The organism is Variovorax sp. ISS6, assembly GCF_056523145.1.
Map to the genome: position 1 here is coordinate 3,142,740 of NZ_JAWRZC010000001.1, position 23,022 is coordinate 3,165,761.

Annotated in this window: 19 protein-coding genes and 1 pseudogene; 11 read left to right on the forward strand and 9 right to left on the reverse strand. The window is 71.1% G+C overall.

Going from position 1 to position 23,022, the window contains the following annotated elements; genetic code table 11:
* Positions 1 to 95 precede the first annotated feature (95 nt).
* From AC1HIL_RS14290 to AC1HIL_RS14320, 7 genes are all read left to right on the forward strand, one after another.
* Positions 96 to 926 (forward strand): FadR/GntR family transcriptional regulator, encoded by an 831-nt coding sequence (locus AC1HIL_RS14290; RefSeq protein ID WP_057594531.1) that lies wholly within the window; start codon positions 96 to 98, stop codon positions 924 to 926.
* A gap of 122 nt (positions 927 to 1,048) precedes the next feature.
* Positions 1,049 to 2,038 carry a Bug family tripartite tricarboxylate transporter substrate binding protein gene (locus AC1HIL_RS14295; protein ID WP_057594498.1) on the forward strand — a complete coding sequence of 330 codons (990 nt, stop codon included), beginning with the start codon at positions 1,049 to 1,051 and terminating at the stop codon, positions 2,036 to 2,038.
* Positions 2,039 to 2,093: 55 nt separating this feature from the next.
* Positions 2,094 to 3,005 (forward strand): 5-dehydro-4-deoxyglucarate dehydratase, encoded by a 912-nt coding sequence (kdgD, locus tag AC1HIL_RS14300; protein ID WP_057594497.1) that lies wholly within the window; start codon positions 2,094 to 2,096, stop codon positions 3,003 to 3,005.
* Between the two features lie 51 nt (positions 3,006 to 3,056).
* On the forward strand, positions 3,057 to 3,512 hold the full coding sequence (locus AC1HIL_RS14305) for a nuclear transport factor 2 family protein (protein WP_057594496.1): 456 nt from the start codon (positions 3,057 to 3,059) through the stop codon (positions 3,510 to 3,512).
* A gap of 16 nt (positions 3,513 to 3,528) precedes the next feature.
* Positions 3,529 to 4,506 (forward strand): Bug family tripartite tricarboxylate transporter substrate binding protein, encoded by a 978-nt coding sequence (locus AC1HIL_RS14310; protein WP_057594495.1) that lies wholly within the window; start codon positions 3,529 to 3,531, stop codon positions 4,504 to 4,506.
* A 58-nt stretch (positions 4,507 to 4,564) separates the two neighbouring features.
* A complete protein-coding gene (gudD, locus tag AC1HIL_RS14315) occupies positions 4,565 to 5,911 on the forward strand; it encodes a glucarate dehydratase (protein WP_479672053.1) in 1,347 nt (448 codons plus the stop codon).
* Between the two features lie 58 nt (positions 5,912 to 5,969).
* Entirely contained in the window at positions 5,970 to 7,406 is a 1,437-nt protein-coding gene (locus tag AC1HIL_RS14320; RefSeq protein WP_479672054.1) for an aldehyde dehydrogenase family protein, read from the forward strand.
* A 22-nt stretch (positions 7,407 to 7,428) separates the two neighbouring features.
* Here AC1HIL_RS14320 and AC1HIL_RS14325 read toward each other — a convergent pair whose 3' ends face one another.
* Complete coding sequence (locus AC1HIL_RS14325) at positions 7,429 to 8,625, reverse strand: MFS transporter (RefSeq protein ID WP_479672055.1); 1,197 nt, start codon at positions 8,623 to 8,625, stop codon at positions 7,429 to 7,431.
* A 131-nt stretch (positions 8,626 to 8,756) separates the two neighbouring features.
* Between AC1HIL_RS14325 and AC1HIL_RS14330 the strand changes: the two are divergent.
* Positions 8,757 to 9,563, forward strand: a pseudogene (locus tag AC1HIL_RS14330) (LysR family transcriptional regulator); the annotation flags it as partial.
* 55 nt (positions 9,564 to 9,618) lie between these two features.
* On the opposite strand, the gene AC1HIL_RS14335 reads toward AC1HIL_RS14330, so the two are convergent.
* Together AC1HIL_RS14335 and AC1HIL_RS14340 are read right to left on the reverse strand one after the other, a co-directional pair.
* The gene (locus AC1HIL_RS14335) at positions 9,619 to 11,172 is read right to left on the reverse strand and encodes an ABC transporter permease/substrate-binding protein (RefSeq protein WP_479672056.1); all 1,554 of its coding nucleotides are present in this window, start codon (positions 11,170 to 11,172) and stop codon (positions 9,619 to 9,621) included.
* Positions 11,173 to 11,218: 46 nt separating this feature from the next.
* Entirely contained in the window at positions 11,219 to 11,518 is a 300-nt protein-coding gene (locus tag AC1HIL_RS14340) for a DUF6506 family protein (protein ID WP_479672057.1), read from the reverse strand.
* A gap of 103 nt (positions 11,519 to 11,621) precedes the next feature.
* Here AC1HIL_RS14340 and AC1HIL_RS14345 point away from each other — a divergent pair, with 103 nt between their 5' ends.
* On the forward strand, positions 11,622 to 12,509 hold the full coding sequence (locus AC1HIL_RS14345; RefSeq protein ID WP_479672058.1) for a LysR substrate-binding domain-containing protein: 888 nt from the start codon (positions 11,622 to 11,624) through the stop codon (positions 12,507 to 12,509).
* Between the two features lie 87 nt (positions 12,510 to 12,596).
* The gene (locus AC1HIL_RS14350; RefSeq protein WP_172705637.1) at positions 12,597 to 13,703 is read left to right on the forward strand and encodes an ROK family protein; all 1,107 of its coding nucleotides are present in this window, start codon (positions 12,597 to 12,599) and stop codon (positions 13,701 to 13,703) included.
* Here AC1HIL_RS14350 and AC1HIL_RS14355 read toward each other — a convergent pair whose 3' ends face one another.
* The 3 genes from AC1HIL_RS14355 to AC1HIL_RS14365 all read right to left on the reverse strand — a co-directional run bounded on the left by AC1HIL_RS14355 (position 13,704) and on the right by AC1HIL_RS14365 (position 17,358).
* A complete protein-coding gene (locus tag AC1HIL_RS14355) occupies positions 13,704 to 15,095 on the reverse strand; it encodes an MFS transporter (RefSeq protein ID WP_057595689.1) in 1,392 nt (463 codons plus the stop codon).
* 128 nt (positions 15,096 to 15,223) lie between these two features.
* A complete protein-coding gene (locus AC1HIL_RS14360) occupies positions 15,224 to 16,177 on the reverse strand; it encodes a tripartite tricarboxylate transporter substrate binding protein (protein WP_479672059.1) in 954 nt (317 codons plus the stop codon).
* A 56-nt stretch (positions 16,178 to 16,233) separates the two neighbouring features.
* Positions 16,234 to 17,358, reverse strand: a complete 1,125-nt coding sequence (locus AC1HIL_RS14365) for a TauD/TfdA family dioxygenase (RefSeq protein ID WP_479672060.1) — start codon at positions 17,356 to 17,358, stop codon at positions 16,234 to 16,236.
* A 94-nt stretch (positions 17,359 to 17,452) separates the two neighbouring features.
* Here AC1HIL_RS14365 and AC1HIL_RS14370 point away from each other — a divergent pair, with 94 nt between their 5' ends.
* Positions 17,453 to 18,352: a LysR family transcriptional regulator gene (locus tag AC1HIL_RS14370; protein ID WP_261213715.1), complete on the forward strand. Its 900-nt coding sequence runs from the start codon at positions 17,453 to 17,455 to the stop codon at positions 18,350 to 18,352.
* A gap of 7 nt (positions 18,353 to 18,359) precedes the next feature.
* Here AC1HIL_RS14370 and AC1HIL_RS14375 read toward each other — a convergent pair whose 3' ends face one another.
* From AC1HIL_RS14375 to AC1HIL_RS14385, 3 genes are all read right to left on the reverse strand, one after another.
* Complete coding sequence (locus AC1HIL_RS14375) at positions 18,360 to 20,111, reverse strand: Ig-like domain-containing protein (protein WP_479672061.1); 1,752 nt, start codon at positions 20,109 to 20,111, stop codon at positions 18,360 to 18,362.
* 226 nt (positions 20,112 to 20,337) lie between these two features.
* On the reverse strand, positions 20,338 to 21,861 hold the full coding sequence (locus tag AC1HIL_RS14380) for an efflux transporter outer membrane subunit (protein WP_479672062.1): 1,524 nt from the start codon (positions 21,859 to 21,861) through the stop codon (positions 20,338 to 20,340).
* Between the two features lie 32 nt (positions 21,862 to 21,893).
* Positions 21,894 to 23,012: an ABC transporter permease gene (locus AC1HIL_RS14385; RefSeq protein ID WP_479672063.1), complete on the reverse strand. Its 1,119-nt coding sequence runs from the start codon at positions 23,010 to 23,012 to the stop codon at positions 21,894 to 21,896.
* Between the last annotated feature and the right edge of the window lie 10 nt (positions 23,013 to 23,022).

Genomic DNA, 23,022 nt, shown 5'->3' on the forward strand with positions numbered 1-23,022 from the left:
CACCACCCGCGGCGGTGCGAAAAAGGCGCTTGGACAGTTTTTGAGTGATAGGTTATCTGTTGTCGTACAACTGACGGGAGATTATGATCGTGGGCATGGACCAGACGACTGCGGGTAATCCCTTGGTTTCCGATGCGCCGGAAACCGGCGCCTCCGCCGCGAAGGGCGGCAGCGCCTTCGTGGGGCGGCCGCGCCAACGCGCGCGCGGACTGGCGCACGGCCTGGTGGAAGACCTGGGCGAGAAGATCCGCAGCCAGGCGCTGCGGCCGGGCGACAAGCTGCCGACGGAGTCGGCCATCATGCAGGCCTATGGCGTGAGCCGCACCGTGGTGCGCGAGGCGCTGTCGAAGCTGCAGGCCGGCGGGCTGGTGGAGACCCTGCACGGCGTCGGCACCTTCGTGCTGCAGCCGCGTCCCGGCGGGGTGTTCCGGCTCGAGCCGGGCGAGATCGCGACCTCGGTCGACGTGCTGGCCGTGCTCGAGCTTCGCATCAGCCTCGAGACCGAATCCGCCGGACTGGCCGCGAGCCGCCGCACCGAGGAGCAGCTGGTCGCGATGCGCCAGGCGCTCGACGATTTCGAGCACAACGTGACGGTCTCGGGCGATACCGTGGCGCCCGACTTCCGCTTCCACCTGCAGATCGCCCAGTCGACCGGCAACCCCTATTTCGCCGACATCATGCGGCACCTGGGCACGACGATCATCCCGCGCACCCGCATCAGCGCGATCCGCCACCAGGAGGGCGGGGCCTACCTCAGCCGCGTCAACCGCGAGCATGAAGAGATCTATGCGGCGATCGCGCGGCGCGACCCCGAGTCGGCCCGCGCCGCGATGCGCATCCACCTGACCAACAGCCGCGAACGGCTGCGCATGGCGCAGGAAGCGGCGCAGAAGAAGGCCGAAGCGGCCAAGTCCTCCGATAACTAGCCCCGCGAACGCCTTTTGGCGTTCGTGATACTGGACAACTTGTTTTTCTAGTTGTACGATGACTGATAACTCGCAAGACCAACGAGCGAGGCATCGACCATCGAGACAACTGGAGGCAGAGGATGACCATCAAACGCCGCGGCGCGCTCAGCGCCGCACTGGCCACGACGTTGGCCGCAAGCCTGCCGGGGTTCGCCCTGGCCCAGGCCGGCACCGCCGGCTGGCCCGCGAAGCCGCTGCGCATCGTGGTGCCGTACCCGCCCGGCGGTTCGTCGGACATCATCGCGCGCGCCATCAGCCAGCCCTTGTCGGAAGCGCTGAAGCAGCCGGTGATCGTCGAGAACAAGCCCGGCGCCAACGGCAATCTGGGCGCCGACTTCGTCGCCAAGTCCGCGCCCGACGGCTACACGCTGCTGCTGTGCGACGTGGGCGCGCTGGCGATCAGTCCCTCGGTCTACACCAGGCTGTCCTTCGATCCGTCGAAGGACCTGCGCGGCGTGACCATGCTGGCCTATTCGCCGCACCTGCTGGTGGTGCATCCGTCGGTGAAGGCCAACAACCTCAAGGAACTGGTCGCGCTCTCGAAGACCTCTGAACTGAATTTCGCCGTGACCGCCACCGGCAGCGCACCGCACCTGGCCGGCGTGGCGCTCGAGCGCGCGAGCGGTGCCAAGTGGACCTACGTGCCCTACAAGGGCGGCGTGCAGGCGGTGCAGGACACCGTCTCGGGCCAGACCCAGGTGCTGATGAACGGCATGCTCGCCACCCTGCCGCAGGTGCAGGGCGGCCGCCTCAAGGTGCTGGGCGTGTCCAAGGCCACGCGCATGCCGCTGATCGGCGACGTGCCGACCATCGCCGAGCAGGGCGTGCCCGGCTACGAATCGGGCACCTGGCAGGGCGTGCGCGTCGCGCGCGGCACGCCCGAGGCCATCGTGCAGCGCCTCAACAAGGAACTGATTGCCGTCATCCGCACGGCCGACATCCGCTCGCGGCTCGCGGGGCAGGGCGCCGAGGTGGTGACCATGACCCCGGCCGAGGAGGAGCGCTTCTTCGACAAGGAGCGCGCGCGCTGGGCCAAGGTGGTGGCCGACGCCAGCATCAAGCTCGACTGAACGCGCTCGCCGCTTCCAACCCTTTCTTCATTTCTTTCACTGGACGTTTTCTTCGATGAACCCGCAAGAACTCAAAAACATCATGGGCTCCGGCCTGCTCTCGTTCCCGCTGACCGACTTCGATGCCAACGGCGACTTCGACCAGAAGGGCTACATCGAGCGCCTCGAATGGCTCGCGCCCTATGGCGCCAGCGCGCTGTTCGCGGCCGGCGGCACGGGCGAGTTCTTCTCGCTGACCGGCGAGGAGTACCCCGGCATCATCCAGACCGCGGTCGACACCTGCCGCGGCAAGGTGCCGATCATCGCGGGCGCAGGCGGCCCCACGCGCTTCGCGATCCAGTGCGCGCAGGCGGCCGAGAAGGCCGGCGCGCACGGCATCCTGCTGCTGCCGCACTACCTGACCGAAGCCGGCCAGGACGGCATCGCCGCGCACGTCGAGGCCGTGTGCAGGAGCGTGAAGTTCGGCGTGATCGTCTACAACCGCGCCACCAGCCGCCTCAAGCCCGACACGCTGGCGCGCCTGGCCGAACGCAACCCGAACCTGGTGGGCTTCAAGGACGGCGTAGGCGACATCGAGGCGATGGTCGCCATCTACCAGAAGATGGGCGACCGCTTTGCCTACCTGGGCGGCCTGCCCACGGCCGAGGTCTATGCCGCGGCCTACAAGGCCATGGGCACGCCGGTGTATTCGTCGGCCGTCTTCAACTTCATCCCGAAGACCGCGATGGACTTCTACAACGCCGTCGCCAACGACGACCTGCCGACCCAGCACCGCCTGCTGAAGGACTTCTTCATGCCCTACCTCGAGCTGCGCAACCGCGTGCCGGGCTACGCCGTGAGCATCGTCAAGGCCGGCGCCAGGATCGTCGGCCATGACGCCGGCCCGGTGCGCGCGCCACTGACCGACCTCAAGCCCGACGAGGTCGCGCAGCTCGCCGCGCTGATCGAGAAGCTGGGTCCGCAGTAAGCGGCGCCGCTGTCGAAAGAGAAGCAAATACAAAACACCGGAGATGACGACATGCTGAAGAAACTGTTCCTCGTTGCCGCCGCCGCGGCGCTGTTCTCGGGTTGCGCCAACGTCATGCCCACGGGTGGCGGCAGCGCCTCCGATGCGGCCGACGTGGCCGCGGCCGCCGAGCGCCTGCGCATCGCGATGGTCGACCCGACCCGTCCCGCGCTGTCGGCGCTGGTGGCCGACGAGCTCAGCTACGGCCATTCGGGCGGCAAGGTCGACACCAAGGAAAGCTTCATCGCCGACCTGCTCGACGGCAAGTCCGACTTCGTGACCATCACCATCACCGAGCAGACCGTGAAGGTGGTCGATGCCCGCACCGCCATCGTGCGCCATGCGCTGGCCGCCGACACCAACGACTCGGGCAAGCCCGGCAAGGTGGCGCTGAAGATCCTCGGCGTGTGGCAGAAGCAGGGCGGCAACTGGAAGCTGCTCGCGCGCCAGGCCGTGCGCGCCTCCTGATCCGGGGCAGACACGCATGAAGCGCAGAGCATTGCTCGCGGCCGGCCTGGCCGCCGCGGCCTGGCTGCCGATGGCCACCTTCGCACAAGGCGACTGGCCATTGCAGAAGCCCGTGACCGTCATCGTGCCGTTCCCCGCGGGCGGCTCCACCGACATGGTGGCGCGCGCGCTGGCGCTGCAGCTGCAGACGAAGCTCGGCGGCAGCTTCGTGGTCGACAACCGGCCCGGTGCCACCGGCACCATCGGCACCGGCTTCGTCAAGCGCGCGGCGCCCGACGGCTACACCCTGCTGGTGTCCTCGCTCGGCGCCTTCGTCGTCACGCCGCACCTGCAGAAGAGCGTGCCCTACGACGCGACCAAGGACTTCGACTACATCAGCGTGCCGGTGCAGGCGCCCAACGTGCTGGTGGCCAATGTCGCGCGGCCCGAGAAGACCGTCGACGAGGTGCTCGCGCTGCTGCGCAAGACGCCGGGCAAGGTCTCGTTCGCGAGCTCGGGCAACGGATCGTCCGATCACCTGTCGGCCGAGCTGTTCTGGCAGCAGACGAAGACCGAGGGCGTGCACGTGCCCTACAAGGGCGGCGCGCCGGCGGTCAACGACCTGCTCGGCAACCAGGTCGACTTCTCGTTCCAGAACGTCAATGCCGTGCTGCCGCACATCCGCGCCGGCAAGCTGCGCGCCATTGCCGTCACCGGCGACAAGCGCTCGCCCGTGCTGCCCGAGGTGCCCACGCTGGCCGAGGCCGGCGTGAAGGGCGCCGAGGTCTATTCGTGGCAGGGCGTGGCCGCGCCGCGCGGACTGCCGCCGGCCACGAAGAAGAAGCTGGCCGATGCCGTGGTGGCCGCGATGCAGGATCCCGAGACCAGGAAGCGCATGCTCGAGCAGGGCCTCGAGATCGTCGCGAGCACGCCCGAGGAATTCACCGCTTTCCAGGCGCGCGAATGGACGCGCTGGAAGACCCTGATCGAAACCCGCCACATCACCGCCGATTGATCACGCCGATCGACAAGGGCCCCGCGGGCCCGCAGCCTTCAGAACCGACGCCAAAGCCATGACGCTCCCGGACTCCCGTTCCTCCACCCCCGTCGTCACCGAGATGCAGGTGATCCCGGTCGCGGGCCGCGACAGCATGCTGATGAACCTCAGCGGCGCGCACGGTCCCTTCTTCACGCGCAACCTGCTGATCCTCACCGACAGCGCCGGGCGCACCGGCGTGGGCGAGGTGCCAGGCGGCGAGAAGATCCGCCAGACGCTCGAGGACGCGCGTGCCCTGGTCGTGGGCCAGCCCATCGGCAACCACAACGCCGTGCTCAACGCCATGCGCCGCGAGTTCGCCGCGCGCGACAGCGGCGGGCGCGGCCTGCAGACCTTCGATCTGCGCGTGACCATCCATGCGGTCACGGCCGTCGAGGCCGCGCTGCTCGACCTGCTGGGCCAGTTCCTCGAGGTGCCGGTGGCGGCGCTGCTCGGCGAGGGCCAGCAGCGCGACGCGGTGCAGATGCTCGGCTACCTGTTCTACGTGGGCGACCGCGCGAAGACCGACCTGCCCTACGACAGCGACCCGGGCGCCGACAACGACTGGTTCCGCCTGCGCCACGAGGAGGCCATGACCCCCGAAGCCATCGTGCGCCTGGCCGAGGCCGCGCATGCACGCTACGGCTTCACCGACTTCAAGCTCAAGGGCGGCGTGCTGCGCGGCGAGGAGGAGGTGGAGGCGATCCGCGCGCTGCACGAGCGCTTTCCGCAGGCGCGCGTCACGCTCGATCCCAACGGCGGCTGGCTGCTGGCCGACGCGGTGCGGCTGTGCCGCGACCTGCATGGCGTGATGGCCTATGCGGAAGACCCGTGCGGCGCCGAGGGCGTGTTCTCGGGCCGCGAGGTGATGGCCGAATTCCGCCGCGCCACCGGCCTGCCCACGGCCACCAACATGGTCGCCACCGACTGGCGCGAGATGGTCCACAGCCTGTCGCTGCAGTCGGTCGACATCCCGCTGGCCGACCCGCACTTCTGGACCCTGGCCGGTTCGGTGCGCGTGGCCCAGCTGTGCCAGGCCTGGGGCCTGACCTGGGGCTCGCATTCGAACAACCACTTCGACGTTTCGCTCGCCATGTTCACGCACGTGGCGGCGGCCGCGCCCGGCAAGGTCACGGCCATCGACACGCACTGGATCTGGCAGGACGGCCAGCGCTTGACCAGGGAGCCGCTGCGCATCGAGGGCGGCTTCGTGAAGGTGCCCACGCGCGGCGGCCTCGGCGTGGAGCTCGACATGGACGAAGTCAAAAAAGCTCACGCGCTCTACTTGAAGCATGGCCTGGGCGCGCGCGATGATGCGCAGGCGATGCAGTACCTGATCCCCAACTGGCGCTTCGACAACAAGCGACCCTGCATGGTCCGCTGAGCGCGCCGGCTTCACACCTCCTCATTCCGTTCTTTCCGCAGCAACAAGGATGCATTCCATGCAGAACCACGACAACCTGATCGGCGGCGAATGGCGCGCCGGCGCGAGCTACAGCCCCAACGTCAACCCCAGCAACCTCGGCGACGTGCTGGGCCACTACACGCAGGGCGACGCGAGCCATGTCGAAGCGGCCGTGGCCGCCGCCACCGCGGCCTTCCCGGCCTGGGCCACGGGCAGCGTGCAGGCACGCTCCGACGCGCTCGACAAGATCGGCAACGAGATCCTCGCTCGCAAGGAGGAACTCGGCACGCTGCTCGCGCGCGAGGAAGGCAAGACCCGTGCCGAGGGCATCGGCGAGGCCACGCGCGCGGGCCAGATCTTCAAGTTCTTCGCGGGCGAGTGCCTGCGCCTGTCGGGCGAGCTGCTGCCCTCGGTGCGGCCCAACATCGGCGTGGAGATCACGCGCGAACCCGTGGGCGTGGTCGGCCTGATCACGCCGTGGAACTTCCCGATCGCCATTCCCGCCTGGAAGATCGCGCCCGCGCTCGCGTTCGGCAACTGCGTGGTGCTCAAGCCCGCCGACCTGGTGCCGGGCTGCGCCTGGGCGCTGGCCGAGATCATCAGCCGCTCGGGCATTCCGGCCGGCGTGTTCAACCTCGTGATGGGCCGCGGCAGCGTGATCGGCGATGCGCTGGTCAACCACCCGGGCATCCATGCGATCAGCTTCACCGGCTCGGTGGGCGTGGGCCGCAACATCGCGGTGCAGTGCGTGAAGAACGGCAAGAAGGTGCAGCTCGAGATGGGCGGCAAGAACCCGCAGGTGGTGCTCGACGACGCCGACCTCGCGCAGGCGGTGGAGCTGAGCACGCAGAGCGCCTTCTATTCGACCGGCCAGCGCTGCACGGCCTCGAGCCGGCTGATCGTCACCGAAGGCATCTACCCGAAGTTCATCGCGGCGATGAAGGAACGCATGGCCAAGATCAAGGTCGGCGACGCGCTCGCGCAGGGCACCGACGTGGGCCCGGTGTCCTCGAAGTCGCAGCTCGAGCAGGACCTGGAATACGTCGACATCGGCAAGGCCGAGGGCGCGGTGCTGGCCGCCGGCGGCGAACGGCTGAAGCTCGAGACCGACGGCTACTACATGTCGCCCGCGCTGTTCAGCGAATCGGCCGCGGCCATGCGCATCAACAAGGAAGAGATCTTCGGCCCGGTCGCGAGCGTGATCCGCGTGAAGAACTACGAGGAGGCGCTGGCCACGGCCAACGACACCGAGTTCGGCCTGTCGGCCGGCATCGCGACCACGTCGCTCAAGTACGCCACGCACTTCAAGCGCCACAGCCAGGCCGGCATGGTGATGGTGAACCTGCCGACCGCGGGCGTGGACTACCACGTGCCCTTCGGCGGGCGCAAGGGTTCGAGCTACGGTCCGCGCGAACAGGGGCGCTATGCGCAGGAGTTCTTCACCACGGTGAAGACGGCCTACACGCTGGCCTGAGGCAGCGTTCGCGGCCGCGCCTTCAGCGCAGCGGTCGCAACCCCATCGCCACCCCCAGCCCCGCCACGCTCGCGAGCGCCACGATCGCGGCGGCGGCCGGCCAGCCCAGCGCCTCGACCGCGCCGCCGACCAGCACCGGGCCGATCATCTGGCCGACGTTGTTGCCGGTCATCAGCAGGCCGACCGTGAGCGGTGCGAGCCGAGGCTGCGGCGCGGCCCGTTCTGCCGAGGCCAGCAGGGTCGCGGGCAGCAGCCCGCCGGCACCCGAGAACAGCAGGCACAGCAAGAAGGTCGGCGGCGCCGCCAGGAGCGGCAGGAAGATGCCGAGCGCGGCGATGCCCATGGTGGCGGTCGCGACCGCCACCAGCCGCCAGCGCGGCGTGCCGCGCGCCAGCAACAGGCCGGCCGCGAGGTTGCCGGCCACGTTCGCGAGGCAGGCCAGCGCGCTCAACACCCCGGCCGTGGCCACGCTCGCGCCCATGCGCTCGATCAGCAGCACCGGCAGGAAGTTGAACAGCGCGAAGAACTGCAGGCTGTAGATCGCGAAGGACAGCGCGAGCCGCAGCGGCGCGGGCGCCGCGAGCGTGCGGATGGTGTCGCCGGCGATGTCGCGCCACGACAGCCGGCGCGCGTCGCGCTCCGGGCGCGGCACGGCCGCCAGCACCAGCGCCAGCAGCACCAGCGCGAGCAGGCCGTTCGCGAGCCAGAAGCCGCGCCAGCCCTCGAGCACCGAGCCGACGAAGAACGCGATCGCGATGCCGACCGGCATGAAGCAGCTCCAGATCGCGAAGGCCAGATCCTTGGCCGCGGGCGCGACGATGCGCTGCAGCAGCGCGGGCCCGGCGATCACGATCAGCAGGAAGCCCAGGCCCTCGACCACGCGCGCGAACAGCAGCGCGGCCAGGCCGCCGGCCAGGGCGCCGATGGTGCTGCCGACGGCCAGCGCCAGCAGGCCGGCCGCGAGCAGCCGACGGTCGCCCGCGCGCGCGATCCAGACGCCGACCGGAATCGCGCCGAGCACGCCGAGCAGCGAGAACACCGCCATCAGCCAGCCGATCGCCGACAGGCCGAGCCCGAAGTCCTCGCGCAATTGCGGCACCGCGATCGCGACCTTGCCGACCTGCAGCGCGGCGATCACGCCCGCGGCGACGACCAGGGCGACGCCGGTCCAGGCGGTGGTGGCGGCGGAGGAGGGCAGCGGCGCGGACGTGGAGTGCATGAGCGCCAGTCTGGCCTTCGAGCCCGATCGATGAAAGCAAATAATATCGGTCGACTTCATCGATCGAACCGATCGATTCGCATTGCCCGAAGAAGGAGAAGCCCATGCTGGATGCGCTCACGCTGTCCCAGATGCAGATGTTCGCGGTGGTGGCCGAGGCCGGCAGCTTCCGCGCGGGCGCGGACCGGCTGCACCGCGTGCAGTCGGCCGTGAGCCAGGCCGTCGCCAACCTCGAGGAGCAGCTGCAGGTGCGGCTGTTCGATCGCTCGGGCCACAAGCCCGTGCTCACGCCCGCGGGCCAGGCGCTGCTGGGCGACGTGCGGCAGATCCTCGCGAAGGTCGATGCCTTGCGCGCCCGCGCGCAGGGGATCGAGCAGGGCATCGAGCTGGGCCTGTCGATCGCGGTCGACACGCTGTTCCCGATCGACCTCGTGGCGGCCGCCATCCGCGGCGTGTACGCGGTGCATCCGGGCATCGCGATGCGCATCGAGTACGGCTCGATGGGCGCGCCGGTCGAGGCGCTGCACAGCGGCCGCTGCGACATCGCGATCTCGGCCTTCTCGCAGCTCGACGAGCGCATCGCGCGCGAGTTCCTGCTGCCGCTGTCGATGGTGGCGGTGGCGGCCGCCGCGCATCCGCTGGCGATGCTCGCGAAGAAGAAGGCCCGCGGCTCGCTCGACGACGCGGCCGCGCGGCACCTGCAGATCGTGGTGGAGGACGCGAGCGCGCTCAGCGCGGGTCAGGACTTCGACGTGCTCTCGCCCACCACCTGGCGCGCGGGCGACATGCAGATCAAGCTCGCGCTGCTGCGCGCCGGACTCGGCTGGGGAAAGATGCCGTCATGGCTGGTGGCGGCCGACATCGCCGCGGGCACGCTGGTGCAGTTGCCGGTGGGCCGGCTCGGCGTGGACGGCGAGACCGGCCACCGCGCCTACTTCTGCCACCGCGCCGACAAGCCGCTGGGCGTGGGCGCGCGGCTGCTGCGCGAGGGCCTCAAGGCACTGTCGATGCCGGCGGCGCGCGGCGGCGCCGGCGCAGCCAGAACTCCACCAGCTCGAACACGCCCTCGCTCAGCAGCGCCAGCGCCGCCGCCGGCAGCGCGCCCGCCACGAGCAGCTCGCGGTCGTTGAGCGCCAGCCCGGTCACGATGCGTTCGCCGAAGCCGCCCGCGCCGATGAAGGCCGCGATGGTCGCGGTGCCGATGGCGATCGCGGTGGCGGTGCGCACGCCCGCGAGCAGCGTGGGCAGCGCCAGCGGCAGCAGCACCAGCCGCAGGCTCTGCTTCGAGGTCATGCCGAGCGCGGTGCCGGCCAGCCGCAGGCCGTTGGGCACCTCGGCCAGGCCGGTCACGGTGTTGCGCATGATCGGCAGCAGCGAATAGAGCGTGAGCGCGATCAGCGCGGGCAGGGTGCCGATGGCGCCGAGCATCGAGATCAGCACCGCGAGCAGCGCCAGCGAGGGCACGGTCTGCATCAGGCTCGCGACGCCCAGCACCAGCGCGCGCAGCCGCAGGTGCGGAAACACCAGGATCGCGATCGGCACGCCGACCAGGATGGCCACGCCCACCGACAGCGCCACCAGCAGCAGGTGCTGGCGCGCGAGCTGCCAGAGGTCGGGGCCGAAGAGCTTGGCCGCGAAGCCGCGCCGCGTGTCCTGCGGCGCCGCGCCGTCCTTGCCGGCGCTCGCGAGGAAGTCGCGCGCGATGGTGTCGAAGGGCACGCTCTGCAGTTCGGCGCGCGCGTTCATCGCGATCATCGCGTGCTCGTCGACGCGGCCCTCGAGCTTCTGCAGCGCGGCCCAGGCCTTCGGCAGGCGCTGCGGCAGGTCGAGCTTGTAGAGCACCACCGCGTCGTACCGCGGGAAGTACTGGCGGTCGTCCTCGAGCACGCGCAGGCCCAGGTGGTCGATCTTGGCGTCGGTGGTGTAGATGTCGATCACGTCGACCTGCTTCGCGCCGATCGCGTCGTAGGCCAGGCCGTGGTCGAGACCGGTGGGCGTCTGCGTGAAGCCGTAGCGCGCGGCCAGGCCCTTCCAGCCGTCGGCGCGGCCGATGAATTCGTTCGACAGGCCGAGCTTCAGCTCGGGATGCTTGGCGAGGTCGCCGAGGCTGCGCAGCCCGAGCCGGTCGGCATCGGCCGCGCGCACCGCGAGCGCATAGCCGTCGTTGAAGCCCAGCGGTATCGCCACGCCCAGGCCCAGCGGCGCGAGCGCCTCGTTCATCTGCGCGCGCGTGGCCGCGGGCGAGCCCTTCAGGATTTCCAGCGCGATGGTGCCGGTGTATTCGGCATAGAGGTCGATCGCGCCCGAACGCAGCGCCTCGTAGACGATCGCCGTGTTGCCCAGGCCCTGGCGCACCACCGGCTTGTTCGCGAGGTGCGGCGCGGCGGTCTGCGCGAGCAGCTCGGCCAGGATGTAGGACTCGGTGAAGCGCTTCGAGCCGACGCGCAGCGTGCCGTCGTCGGTGGTCTGCGCGGATGCCGCGACACCGAGCCAGGCCAGCGAGAACAGCAGGATGGCGCGCCAGAGGTGGCGGCGGGGCGATTGCATCCGGACCAGTGTATCGGCATGCGTGGCGCGCGGCCACCCGGGGCACTCAGGCGAACAGCCGTGCCAGCCCCGCGATCGATTCGGGGCCATAGCCCACCGAGCCGACCGGCACCGCGCCATCGACGGCCGCGAGCACCGCCGCCGAGCCCACGGGGCCGAAGCCGCCGCAGAGCTCGATGAGCTGCACGCCCTGCGCCAGCAGCTCGCGCGCGGCCTGCGGGCCCTGGGCCGCGCTCGCCACGCCGATGGTGATCATGTGGAAGTGCGAGGCGGACAGCACGCTGCAGTCGCGCGCGGGGTCGAGCCCGTGGCCGGTGACGATGAATCCGAATCGGGTGAGTGCCATGTATTTGCTCCAGGGGCGGGTGGTGAATGGCCGGCATGGTCGCGCCTCGGTCTATGCTCGTCCACGTCCGTTTCGGCAATGAATGAGACAGAAAAGGTCCGACATGCTCGATCTGCAGCAGCTCCACTATTTCGTCGCGGTCGCCGAGACGCAGAGCATCGCGCGCGCCTCCGAGCGCCTGCACATCTCGCAGTCGCCGCTGAGCCGGCAGGTCATCGCGCTCGAGGAACGGCTGGGCCTGGCGCTGTTCGCGCGCAGCGGCAAGCGGCTCAAGCTCACGCAGGCGGGGCAACGCTTCCTCGAGGAGTGCCGGCTGCTGCTGTCCGCCTCGGCGCGGCTCGAATCGCGCGTGCGCGAGGAGGCCGCGGGCCGGGCCGGCAGCGTGGCCATCGGCCATGTCGAGAGCGCGCTGCATGCGGGCGTGTTGCGCAAGGCCCTGCGCGCGCTGCGGCGGCAGTCGCCGGCCACCGAGGTGCAATTGCAGGCCGCGCGGTCCGCGGCGCAGTTCGAGGCGCTGCGCGACGGCCGCATCGACATCGGCTTCGCGCACCGGGCACCGCCCGCGTCGGACGATGCGCTCGCGAGCCGGCGCGTGGCGCGCGAACCCTATCTGCTGGCGTTACCCGCCGACCATGCATTGGCCACCGGCCGGCGTGCCGGCGCCAGGGCGCTCGATGGCGCGCCCTTCGTCTTCCTGCCGCGCCAGGCCACGCCCGAGGGGCGCGCGCAGATGCTCGAGGCCTGCCGGCGCGCGGGCTTCGCGCCCGCCATCCGCCACGAGGCGGCCGAGCCTTCCACCGTGCTCGAGCTGGTGGCCTGCGGGCTCGGGCTGGCGATCGTGCAGTCCGGGCTGAAGCGGCTGGCGCCCTCGGGCGTGGCCTGGGCCGAGCTGCCGCGCGGCTTTGCGCTCGAGCTCGAGGTGCATGCGGTGACGCGAAAGGTGCCGGGCGCGCTCGCCGAGCGCCTGCTGGCGGCGCTGCCCGCCGTCTGAGCCGAGGTCGTACCCGCCCGTCTCCTACACGCCGTGGTGCGCGAAGCCGATGCGCTCGGGACGCGCCGCGCCGCATAGTCGAAAGCCATGAATCCCAAGCCCGCCAAGAAGTCTTCCAAGACCACGACCAAGCCCCGCCAGTCTCCCAAGATCGACCTGCCCGGCCCCGACGTCCACGGCCTGCGCGAGCTGCCCAAGCTGCAGGTCGACGGCTACAGCCTGCAGCTGCGCGACAACGAGGGCTTCGTCGGCGACCAGGCGAGCCAGACCGCGTTCCGCGCGCTGCTCGAGCGCTGGCGCCGCAAGCACCGCAGCGACGGCACCGATCCGCTGGGCCTGCGGCATTCGCGCGACATGAGCAAGAAGGAGCTCGACCGGCTGCTGCGCGGCCAGAAGGTCAGCGACGCGGCCAACGTGATGCACAGCGCGATCGGCGAGTTCGCGCAGGAGCTCGCGGCCGTGATCCAGCGCTTCCTGCACCAGCCTTCATGGGAGAAGGTCGAGCGCATCGTGGTGGGCGGAGGCTTTCCCGAGAGCGAGGCCGGCGAGCGCGCGATCCTCGAGGCCGGCGCCATCCTCGAGGAGATGGGCGTGCACGTGCAGCTCGGCCGGCTCTCGCACGAGGTCGACGACGGCGGGCTGATCGGCTGGGTGCACCTGACGCCGCCCGAGATGCTCAAGAAGCACGATGCGATCCTCGCGATCGACATCGGCGGCACCAACGTGCGCTGCGGCATCGTGAAGACACGCCACCGCAAGGCGCGCGACTTCTCGCTCGCGAAGGTGGTGCGGCGCGAGAAGTGGCGCCATGCCGACGAGAAGCCCAGCCGCACCAACTTCGTCGAGCACGTGGCCGGCATGCTCGAGGACATGGTGCGCTACGCCGAGCGCAAGAAGATCCGGCTCGCGCCCTTCATCGGCATCGCCTGCCCCGGCCTGATCCGCAAGGACGGCTCGATCGCGCGCGGTGCGCAGAACCTGCCGGGCGACTGGGAGAGCGAGAACTTCCACCTGCCGAGCGCGCTGTGGCGCCGCATGCCGATGATCGGCTCGGGGCCGACGCTGGTGCTGATGCACAACGACGCGGTGGTGCAGGGCCTGAGCGAACTGCCGTTCATGCGCGATGTCGGCCACTGGGCGGTGCTCACCATCGGCACCGGGCTGGGCAATGCCAGCTTCACGAACCGCAAGTGACTAGACCGCCAGCGCCCGCCGCTTCAATCGCAGGAAACTGAACACGGCGGCGCTCGCCGCGCACGCTGCACCCAGCCACAGCGCGTACACCGCGCCATTCGTGCTCGACACGTGGAAGCAGGCCGCCACCAGCGCCGCGCCCGAGGACTGGCCCAGCAGGCGCACCGTGCCCACCATGCCGCTGGCACCGCCGCTGCGCGAGGCCGGTGCCGAGCCCATGATGGCGCGCAGGTTCGGCGACTGGAAGAAGCCGAAGCCCGCGCCGCACAGCGCCATGCGCCAGACGATGCCGGCCACCGTGGGATGCGGCGGCAGCAGCGCCAGCGACAGCAGGCCCAGCGCCAGCAGCGCGAGCCCGATGCCGCAGAGCAGGCCCGGCTCGTAGCGGTCCGACAGGCGCCCGGCCAGGGGCGCCATCGCGGCCACCACCAGCGGCCATGGCGTGATGAGGAAGCCGGTCTCGACCTGCGAGTAGCCCAGCAGCGACTGCAGCAGGAAGGGCAGCGAGATGAAGGCCAGCGCCTGCGCGGCGAACGAGCACACGGCGGTGGCGGCCGACAGCGCGAACACGGGATTGCGCAGCAGGTCCATGGCCAGGATCGGCGCCGGATGCCCGGACTGGCGCTTGAGCAGCCAGGCCAGCAGTACGAAGCCCAGCACGGCCTGCACGATCACCGACTCGACGGTGGCCTGGTGCGCGGCCTCGGTGAGCGTGGAGGCCAGCAGCGCCAGCGCGGCGGCGCACAGCAGCGCGGCCAGGCCGTCGAAGCCGTGGCTGTGGCGCTCGGTGGCCGGCAGGAAGCGCAGCCCGTAGAACACCGCCACGGCGCAGATCGGCACGTTGATGAGGAACAGCCAGTGCCACGAGCCCAGCAGCAGCACCAGCGATGCGGCCGTGGGCCCGCCCGCGAAGGCCAGGCCCACGACGAGCGCGTTCAGGCCCAGGCCGCGGCCCAGCATGCCCGAGGGATAGACGACGCGCACCAGCGCGCCGTTGATGCCCATCACGCCGGCCGCGCCCAGGCCCTGCACCAGGCGCCAGCCGACCAGCGCGGGCAGCGAGTCGGCCAGGCCGCAGCCCAGCGAGGACACGGTGAACAGCACCAGGCCCCAGAGGAACACGCGCCGGTGGCCGAGCACGTCGCCGAGCGCGGCGGCCGGCAGCAGCGCGGCGACCATCGCGAGCTGGTAGCCGCTGACGACCCAGGTCGAGGCGGCCTCGCTCACGCGCAGTTCGTTGGCGATGGTGGGCAGGGCGGTGTTGGCGATCGCGGTGTCGAGGCTGGCCACGCACACGCCCAGCATGATGGCGAGCAGCGCGCCGAAGCGTTCGTGGGCCGGCAGGCCCGGGCCGATCGCATGGATCTCTTGACGGGAAAACAGGGAGGCCATCGCTCGCGGAAGAAAGAGGGCTGCGGCGTCCGGCGACGCCGTGGGGAGACGCGAAGGCTAGTCCTAAGTGGAAACCCTTGCCGGCGCTCGGGGAAGCGCGGCGTGGGCCTCCCCGGCCCGCCCGCCGCTCACTCGGGCTTGGCGCCCGTGGCCGCCACCACCTTGCCCCAGCGCACGATCTCGCTGCGCACGAAGGCGCCGAACTCGTCGGGGCCGGTGCCCATCGGCACCAGGCCCTCGTCCCTGAAGCGCTCGCGCATGAGCTCGGAGCCCAGCGCGGCGCGCGCGGCATCGGCGATGCGCGCCACCAGCGGCGCGGGCATCTGCGCCGGCCCGAAGAGGCCATACCACGAGCTGTACGCATAGCCGGGCAGCACTTCCGCCACGGCCGGCACCTCGGGAAAGGCCGCGAGGCGCTTCTCGCTCGTCACGCCCAGGGCCTTGAGGCGCCTGGCCTTCACGAGCTGCTGCACCGTGGCGACGCCCGCGAAGGCCAGGTCGATCTGTCCCGCCACCACGTCGGCGATGGCCGGCCCGGTGCCCTTGTAGGGCACGCCCACGATGTCGATGCCCGCGTCGCGCTTGAGCATCTCGCCCGCCAGGTGGTTGGCGCTGCCCAAGCCCGCGATCGCCACGTTGAGCTTGCCGGGCTCGCGCCTGGCCAGCGCGATCAGCTCGCGCACGTCGTTGGCCGGGAGCGTGGGCCGCGCGATCAGGATGGCCGGCAGGCTGGCGATGCCCGCGAGCGGCGTGAAGTCCTTCTGCGGATCGAAGGGGAGGTTCGGATACAGCGAGGCATTGATGGCGTGGCTGGTGTAGCTCAGCAGCAGCGTGCTGCCGTCCGTGGGCGCCTTGGCCACGGCCAGCGCCGCGATGTTGCCGGCCGCGCCCGGGCGGTTCTCGACGATGAACTGGTGGCCCAGGCGCGTGGTGAGCTCCTGCGCCAGCGCGCGCGCCACGATGTCGGTGCCGCCGCCGGGCGTCGCGCCCACGAGCAGGCGCGTGACCTGCTGCGCGCGAACGCCGAAGCTCGCGAGGGCCGAGGCGCTGGCGCCCGCGGCGATGAATCTGCGTCGAAGCATGCTTGTCTCTCTTTCGTTGTCATCGGGGGGCGGGCCGGCCGGTGCCGGCGCGCGGTTCAGGCCAGGGCGTCCGCCGCCGGCCGCTTCGCCCGCCAGGGCTCGAGCCGCATGTTCAGGGCCCGGGCCTGCCGCTGCTCGTAGGCCAGGAACTCGGACGTGATCGCGCTGCCGCGCACGCCGCCGCGCACCGCGCCCGCGCGCACGTCGCCGTAGTACTCCTCGAAGGCCGCGGGCAGCGGTTGCGACGAGGGGATCGCGAGCCACAGGCGCAGCAGGTGGCGCTTGTCGTCGGGCGCCTCGAAGTCCTCGAAGGGCGTGCGCGAATGCAGGGTCACGTAGTTGTTGAGCAGCTGCATGTCGCCGCGCTCCAGCGTCATGGAGTAGCACAGCAGCGGGCTCGGCATCAGCGCGTCGAGCAGGTCGAGGGCCTCCACCTGCCGCGGCGTGAGGCGCGGCACCTCGGGGAAGTCGCGCTGCGCCGCGTCGGTGTTCTTGCGGTTGGTGCGCGCGGCGAAATGCACCGGGTCGCTGCCGAAGATCGGGCAGCGGTAGAACGGCGGCTGCGACGGGTCCTGCGTGCCCTGGTAGCTGTGGAAGAAGGGCTGCTGCAGCACCGGGATCAGGTCGGGGCGCAGTCGCTGCACCTCGTCGCGCAGCCGGATCGAGCTGATGACCTTGCTGGTGCCGCCGCTCTTGGCCGTGCGCCGGCACAGCAGGCCCACCACGTCGCACGAGTCCTGGTGGAAGTCGAGGCCGGCGCTGGTGTTGTAGCCGCGGCCGCCCTTGACCTTGTAGTCGCCGCCCTCGTCGCGCACGTCGTTCATGACCTGGCTGGCGCGGTTCTGCGTGCGGCCGACGCCCATGTGCAGGCTCATGCCCCAGTAGGCGGTGCGCGTCTCGTCCTCGCTCCATTCGTCGACCGGGAAGCCCTTGAGCAGGCACATGCCCCAGCGGCCCTGCGTGGTCGCGATGGCGCGGTCCAGCGCTTCGCGCGAGGCCGCGGGCAGCGGGAAGTCGGCCTGTGTCATCGAGAGCAGCGGCTTGCCGAGGGCGGCCGCATGCCTGAGCGCCGAGCGGAAGCCGTCGACCTCCGTCTCGCTGAGGCGCTGGATCCAGGAACTGTCCTGGCGCACCTCTTCGGCGGTCCAGGCGAGGGGGGCGGCGGGTTGCGTGTCTTTCATTCGATCGGGTCCTCGGGTGTCGTGCCAAAAAGTCTAGGACCGCGCGATGCAAAGAAAAAGCGACACTATTTCAAGTCTTAGATAAGGAAATTTGATGAAGATCGACGCCTTCTCCACGCTCGATGCCGTGCTGCGCGGCGGCACCCTCGCGGCGGCCGCGCACGAGATGAACCTCACGCCCAGCGCCATCAGCATGCAGATGAAGCAGCTCGAGGCCTACCTGGGCCAGCCGCTGTTCGACCGCTCGGGCCTGCAGGTCAAGCCGATGAAGCTGGCGCACGAGGTCTCCTCGGTCATGCGCGATGCGCTGCAGCAGCTCGAGTCGCTGCGCAAGCGCGCGAGCGTGAGCATCGAGGGCAGCGTGCGGCTGGGCGTCATCGAGTCGATGCAGCCCATCGTGCTGCCGGCCACGATGCGGCTGTTGCGCGAGCGCTATCCGCGGCTGGAGCTGCGCCCCGCGCGCGGCCGCAGCGCGTCGCTGATCGCGGCGGTGAAGGCCGGCGACCTCGATGCGGCGCTGGTGGCGCAGCCCGAGAGCGGCGGTTCGGCGCGGCTGCGCTGGCAGCCGATGCTGCGGCGCGAGCTGGTGCTGGTGGCGCCGCCCACGGCCACCGAGAGCTCCGTGGCCGCGCTGTTCAAGCAGTACGACTGGATCCGCTACGACCGCTCCACCGTCACCGGCACGCTGGCCGCGCGCTTCGTGAGCACGCAGGTGCGCGAGAAGCGCGGCACGCTGGAGTTCGACAGCACGCCCGCCATCGTCGCCATGGTCAGCGGCGGTCTCGGGATTTCGGTGGTGCAGATCGCGGACCCGGGGCTGGTGGCGACCTACCCGGTGCGCATCGTGCGGCTCGGCCGTGGCGCGCCGATGCTGCAGCTGTCGCTGGTCACGCGCAAGACCGACGACGACAGCCGCACGCTGGCCGCGATGCGCGAGGCCATGCACACGGCGTTGATGACGGCGCAGCGGCAGCGCAGCGACCGCGGCATGTAGGGTTGCGCTACAGGTCCTCGGGCCGCAAGCCGCCCTCGACGCGCACCCCGCCCGACACGGCCGCGATGTTGCCGGCCGCGTCCGAGGCGCGCACCTCGATCACCGCATGGCCCGCGCGTGTCGGCGTCCAGGTGCACACGTAGGGCGCGGCGCGCAGCGTGCAGACGGTGCGGCCGTCGGCGATGAACTTGAGCTCGGCCACCGCCACGTTGTCGGCCGCGCTCGCGGCCAGGCGCAGCGGCAGGCCGGCCGCGGCGGTCGGCGGCGCGACGAAGGCCACGGCGGGCGGCAGCGTGTCGGCCGGCGGGTTGACCATCACGTTGGCCGAGGCCAGCGCCGTGTTGCCGGCCGCGTCCATCGCGATCACGCGGATGGTCTGCATGCCGGGCGCGGTCGGCGTCCAGCTGCAGGTGTAGGGCGGGGCGGTGAAGCTGCAGATCGGCAGGCTCTGCGCGCCCATCACCTTGAGGCCCCACACGCCCACGTTGTCGACCGCCACCGGCGCCAGCGTCACCGGCTGGCCCACGGTGGCCATGGCCGGCGCGGCCAGCGAGACCACCGGCTTGTGGTCGTCGGGCAGGCCCAGCGGCAGGTCGATGGAGAACATGGCCTGGCCGCGCACCGCCTTCTGCTCGAAGGCATCGAAGATGGTGAACCAGCTCGCGCCCGGCGCGCGGCCCGGTGCCTGCGCCTTCACCAGCAGGTTGGTCTTGCCGACCGCGAAGCAGGTGAAGCCGCAGCGCCAGTCGAAGACGAAGCGCCCGCCCGCGTCCGACACGCCCTGCGCGATCGGCTCCAGCGGCTTGCCCGCGCCCGGATCGCGCCATACCCAGACCTGCGCGCCGGGCAGCGCCGCGCCGCCCTCGCGCTCGCTCACGCGCACCTGGGTGGCGGTGGTGCCGGCCATGAACTTGGAGCTGCCGAGCTTGGGCCAGTTGCTCCAGTCGGTGTCGAGGTTGGCCTTGGTGCCCTCGGTGAAGCGGATCATCTCGAGCGTGGCGACGCGGTTGGCCGCGGGGTCGAAGCGCTCCTCGAACACCGTGCCCAGCAGCGGATCGAGCCGCCAGTGCTGGCGCGGCCACCAGTAGCGGTCGGCGGGCTTCATGAGGTCGAGGTCGGCCTTGGGCGCGACGTCGGTGGTGTCGGCCACGGCGATCGCGTTGTAGTACTCGCCCGAGCCGGCGCCGAACACGTGCTCGAGCTCGTGCAGCAGGGTCTTGAGCTGGCGCCCGAGGTAGTCCTTCTCGGTCGATTCGACGGCGCCGGGCGCGATGGCGCGCGTGAGGCGCAGCGGGTCGTGGATCGCGGTCCAGTTGAGGTTCCAGGTCGCGCCGCGCGCCGGAAAGGTCCAGCTCATCGTCAGGCCGCCATGGCTGTAGCCGCGCGTCGACTTGTTGATGCAGACCGCGATCTCGCCATTGACCAGGCCGTTGAGGCTGCACTGCGGTGCCTGGGCCGGCGCGATCCATTGCAGGTCGGCGGCGGGGTCGAAGCCGAAGCCGCGCACCGATTCGCGCGTGAAGACGGTGTTCACGTCGGCCACGTACTGCGCCAGCCGGCGGCCGGCCTCGGCGCCGCCGATCTCGGCCGCGAGCTGCGGATCGACGAAGAACTTCAGCCGGTGGACGCTGGCGGTGCCGCGGCCGATCTCGTCGAGCACGACCGCGCCCGAGGGCGATGCGACCAGCAGGGCCACCGCCCCCAGCAGGGCGGCGCACAGCCGGCGCATGCCGGCTTGCAGCGAGGAGAAGGCTCGCATCGGTCTTCCCCGCGGCGGGGGCGCAAAGCGCGAACGGTCGGCGCCGGGAGCCGGCCGTTCGCCGTGCGCGACCCCCGTCGGGCGGCCCTGCGATGCAGGGGGTGCCGGGAGTGCCGATCGGGCCGCGCCTCAGAGGCGCGCGGACAAAACCCATCCGTCAACTACCGAAACCGGTAGTAATTCTAGATGGATTGTGTGTTTGTGTTTCAAACGTTGTTGCAATGTATCAAATTGGCGGCTCGGATGCCGCCGTGGCGACCGCCTCCTCGGGCGGCGCGCTGCCCAGCGCCTTGCAGACCGCGACCCAGTCCACGGCCAGCCGGCTGCGGCTCTGGGCCCGGTCGCGCTGGGCCTGCAGCAGGGTGCGGCGGGCCTCGAGCGCCACGCCGAAGTCGGTGAGCCCGCCGGCGTAGCGCGCCTGCGCGAGCGCCAGCGCATCGGCGCTCTCGCGCTCGCGCTCGGCCAGCTCGGCCTGGCGGCGGCGTTCGGCCGCATAGGCGCTGAGCGCGCCGTCGATCTCGTGCCAGGCCTTGAGCACCGTCTGCTGGAAGGCGACGGCCGCTTCCTGCTGCTGCAGCTCGCGCAGGGTCACGGTGCTGCGGCGCCTTCCCATGTCGAAGATCGGCAGGCTCAGCGAGGGGCCGACCTGCCACTGTCGGCTGCCCCAGTCGCCGAAGCGCTCGTGGCCCACCGATTCGTTGCCGAAGCGCGCGCCCAGCGTCACGCGCGGATAGAGCTCGGCCACCGCCACGCCCACGCGCGCGGTGGCGGCATGGAGTTGCGCCTCGGCCGCGGCGATGTCGGGCCGGCGCCGCGCGAGTTCGGCCGGCAGGCCCAGCGCGAGTTCGGGCAGGGCGCGGTCCTGCGCGGCGGCATCGGCCGGCGCCGCGAGTTCGGCATTGAGCGCGCCCGGCGTGGCGCCGAGCAGCAGCGTGATCTGGTTCATCGCCTGCGCCTCCTGCTGCAGCAGCGCCGGGATGCGGCCGCGCAGCTCGGCCAGCAGGCCGCGCTGGCGCACCGGGTCGAGCTCGGTCACGAGGCCGCCGCGCGCGCGGGCCTGCACCAGCTCGAGCGACTCGCCGGCGGCCGCGAGGTCGGCGCGCGCCAGTTGCAGTTCGCGCTGGCTGCCGCGCAGCTCGACGTAGTTGCGCGCGACCTCGGCCTGCACGCTGAGCTGCGCCTGCCGCAGCAGCGCGGCCGAGGCGGCGCTGTCGGCCTCGGCGGCCTCGACCGCGCGCCGCACGCGGCCCCAGAGGTCGATCTCCCACGAGGCGTCGAAGCCGGCCTGGTAGAGGTCGAAGGGCTGCGACAGCGAGCGGATCAGCTGCTCGCGGTTGCCGGCCGAAGAACCGATCGCGTCGATCATGCGCGTGGCCGCGCCGCTCTCGCTCTGCCGCTGGCGGTTCACGCCCGCGGTCGCCTCGAGCTGCGGCCCTCGCTGCGCCGCGGTGGCGCTGCGCTTCGCGCGGCTCTGCGCGAAGCGCAAGGCGGCCGTCCGCAGGTCGTGGTTGGCAGCGAGCGCGCGCGCCTGCAGGCTGTCGAGCAGCGGATCGCCGAAGGCCTTCCAGTCGCTGGTGGCGGCCGAGGCGCCGGCGCGCCGTTCGGCGCCGAGCAGCGCATCGGCGCCGCCGTGCCAGGCCGACCAGTCGGCGGGGGCCGGCGCCTCGGCGGGGCGATGGTCGGGGCCGACCGCGCAGCCCGACAGCGCGAGGGCGAGCACCAGCGGCGCGAGGGCATGAGGGAGGGACATGTCTTCTTCTCCAGACGTGGAATGGCGCGCGTTCAGGCGAGCCGGTTCCGGAACAGCCAGGCCGCGAGCGGCAGCGTGACCACGGCGATGACCGAGAGCGGAATGAGATTGGCCGCCACCGTCGAGAGCCCGACGCCCTCGAGATAGACGCGCTGCACCAGGTCGATCGCGAAGCGCAGCGGATTGGCCAGCGTGGCGATCTGCAGCAGCTCGGGCATGTTGCGTACCGGCGTGGTCAGGCCCGACAGCAGCATCATCGGCATCAGCAGCACGAAGGTGTAGAGCATGGCCTGCTGCATGTTGGCCGACACGGCCGAGATCGACAGCCCGATGCCCACGCTCGCGACGGTGAAGAACACCAGCCCGGTGTAGAGCGTGAACAGCGAGCCCGCCATCGGGATGCCGAACCAGAAGCGCGCCACCAGCAGCACCAGCGAGGACTGCACCAGCCCCACCAGCACCGGCGGCAGCGCCTTGCCGACCATGATCTCGAGCGGCGACATCGGCGTCACCAGCAGCTGGTCGAAGGTGCCCTGTTCGCGCTCGCGCGCCACCGACAGCGCGGTCAAGAGCAGCGTCTGCACCATGCTGAGCGCGGCGATCATGCCGGGCAGCAGGTTCCAGCGGGTCTCGAGGTTGGGGTTGAACCAGGCGCGCGACTCCACGGCCAGCGGCGCCGGCGCCAGGCCCGCGCGGCTGCGCAGCTCGGCGTTGTAGCGCTCGACCACCGCGCCCACGTAGCCCGCGGCCGAGCCCGCGGTGTTGGAGTTGCGCGCATCGAGGATCAGCTGCACCGGCGCGCGCTGGCCGGCCGCGAGCCGCTGCTCGAAGTCGGGGCCGAGCTGCACCACCAGCAGCGCCTTCTGCGTGTCGATGACCTCGCGGATGTCGGCCTGGGTGCGCAGCGTGGCGACGCGGTGGAACACGCCGGTGCCGTCGAGCCGCGCGACCAGCTCGATGGCCGCGCCGCCATGGCTCTGGTCGAGCAGCGCATAGGGCACGTTGCTGAGGTCGTAGGTGGCGGCGTAGCCGAAGATCAGGCTCTGCATCAGCGCCGGCACGACCAGGATCACGCGGCTCGCGGGGTCCTTGAGGATCGCGAGCAGTTCCTTGCGGCAGAGGTTGGCGATGCGCAGCAGGAAGTCGAGCATGGTGCGGTTC

Excerpts from the sequence above, each read along its gene's own strand:
- AC1HIL_RS14335 (WP_479672056.1), bottom strand. The coding sequence starts at position 11,172 with ATGCAATCGCCCCGCCGCCACCTCTGGCGCGCCATCCTGCTGTTCTCG.
- gudD (WP_479672053.1), top strand. The coding sequence starts at position 4,565 with ATGACGCTCCCGGACTCCCGTTCCTCCACCCCCGTCGTCACCGAGATG.
- AC1HIL_RS14375 (WP_479672061.1), bottom strand. The coding sequence starts at position 20,111 with ATGCGAGCCTTCTCCTCGCTGCAAGCCGGCATGCGCCGGCTGTGCGCC.
- AC1HIL_RS14295 (WP_057594498.1), top strand. The coding sequence starts at position 1,049 with ATGACCATCAAACGCCGCGGCGCGCTCAGCGCCGCACTGGCCACGACG.
- AC1HIL_RS14345 (WP_479672058.1), top strand. The coding sequence starts at position 11,622 with ATGCTCGATCTGCAGCAGCTCCACTATTTCGTCGCGGTCGCCGAGACG.
- AC1HIL_RS14305 (WP_057594496.1), top strand. The coding sequence starts at position 3,057 with ATGCTGAAGAAACTGTTCCTCGTTGCCGCCGCCGCGGCGCTGTTCTCG.
- AC1HIL_RS14325 (WP_479672055.1), bottom strand. The coding sequence starts at position 8,625 with ATGCACTCCACGTCCGCGCCGCTGCCCTCCTCCGCCGCCACCACCGCC.
- AC1HIL_RS14380 (WP_479672062.1), bottom strand. The coding sequence starts at position 21,861 with ATGTCCCTCCCTCATGCCCTCGCGCCGCTGGTGCTCGCCCTCGCGCTG.
- kdgD (WP_057594497.1), top strand. The coding sequence starts at position 2,094 with ATGAACCCGCAAGAACTCAAAAACATCATGGGCTCCGGCCTGCTCTCG.
- AC1HIL_RS14385 (WP_479672063.1), bottom strand. The coding sequence starts at position 23,012 with ATGCTCGACTTCCTGCTGCGCATCGCCAACCTCTGCCGCAAGGAACTG.
- AC1HIL_RS14310 (WP_057594495.1), top strand. The coding sequence starts at position 3,529 with ATGAAGCGCAGAGCATTGCTCGCGGCCGGCCTGGCCGCCGCGGCCTGG.
- AC1HIL_RS14320 (WP_479672054.1), top strand. The coding sequence starts at position 5,970 with ATGCAGAACCACGACAACCTGATCGGCGGCGAATGGCGCGCCGGCGCG.
- AC1HIL_RS14340 (WP_479672057.1), bottom strand. The coding sequence starts at position 11,518 with ATGGCACTCACCCGATTCGGATTCATCGTCACCGGCCACGGGCTCGAC.
- AC1HIL_RS14290 (WP_057594531.1), top strand. The coding sequence starts at position 96 with ATGGACCAGACGACTGCGGGTAATCCCTTGGTTTCCGATGCGCCGGAA.
- AC1HIL_RS14365 (WP_479672060.1), bottom strand. The coding sequence starts at position 17,358 with ATGAAAGACACGCAACCCGCCGCCCCCCTCGCCTGGACCGCCGAAGAG.
- AC1HIL_RS14360 (WP_479672059.1), bottom strand. The coding sequence starts at position 16,177 with ATGCTTCGACGCAGATTCATCGCCGCGGGCGCCAGCGCCTCGGCCCTC.
- AC1HIL_RS14370 (WP_261213715.1), top strand. The coding sequence starts at position 17,453 with ATGAAGATCGACGCCTTCTCCACGCTCGATGCCGTGCTGCGCGGCGGC.
- AC1HIL_RS14355 (WP_057595689.1), bottom strand. The coding sequence starts at position 15,095 with ATGGCCTCCCTGTTTTCCCGTCAAGAGATCCATGCGATCGGCCCGGGC.
- AC1HIL_RS14350 (WP_172705637.1), top strand. The coding sequence starts at position 12,597 with ATGAATCCCAAGCCCGCCAAGAAGTCTTCCAAGACCACGACCAAGCCC.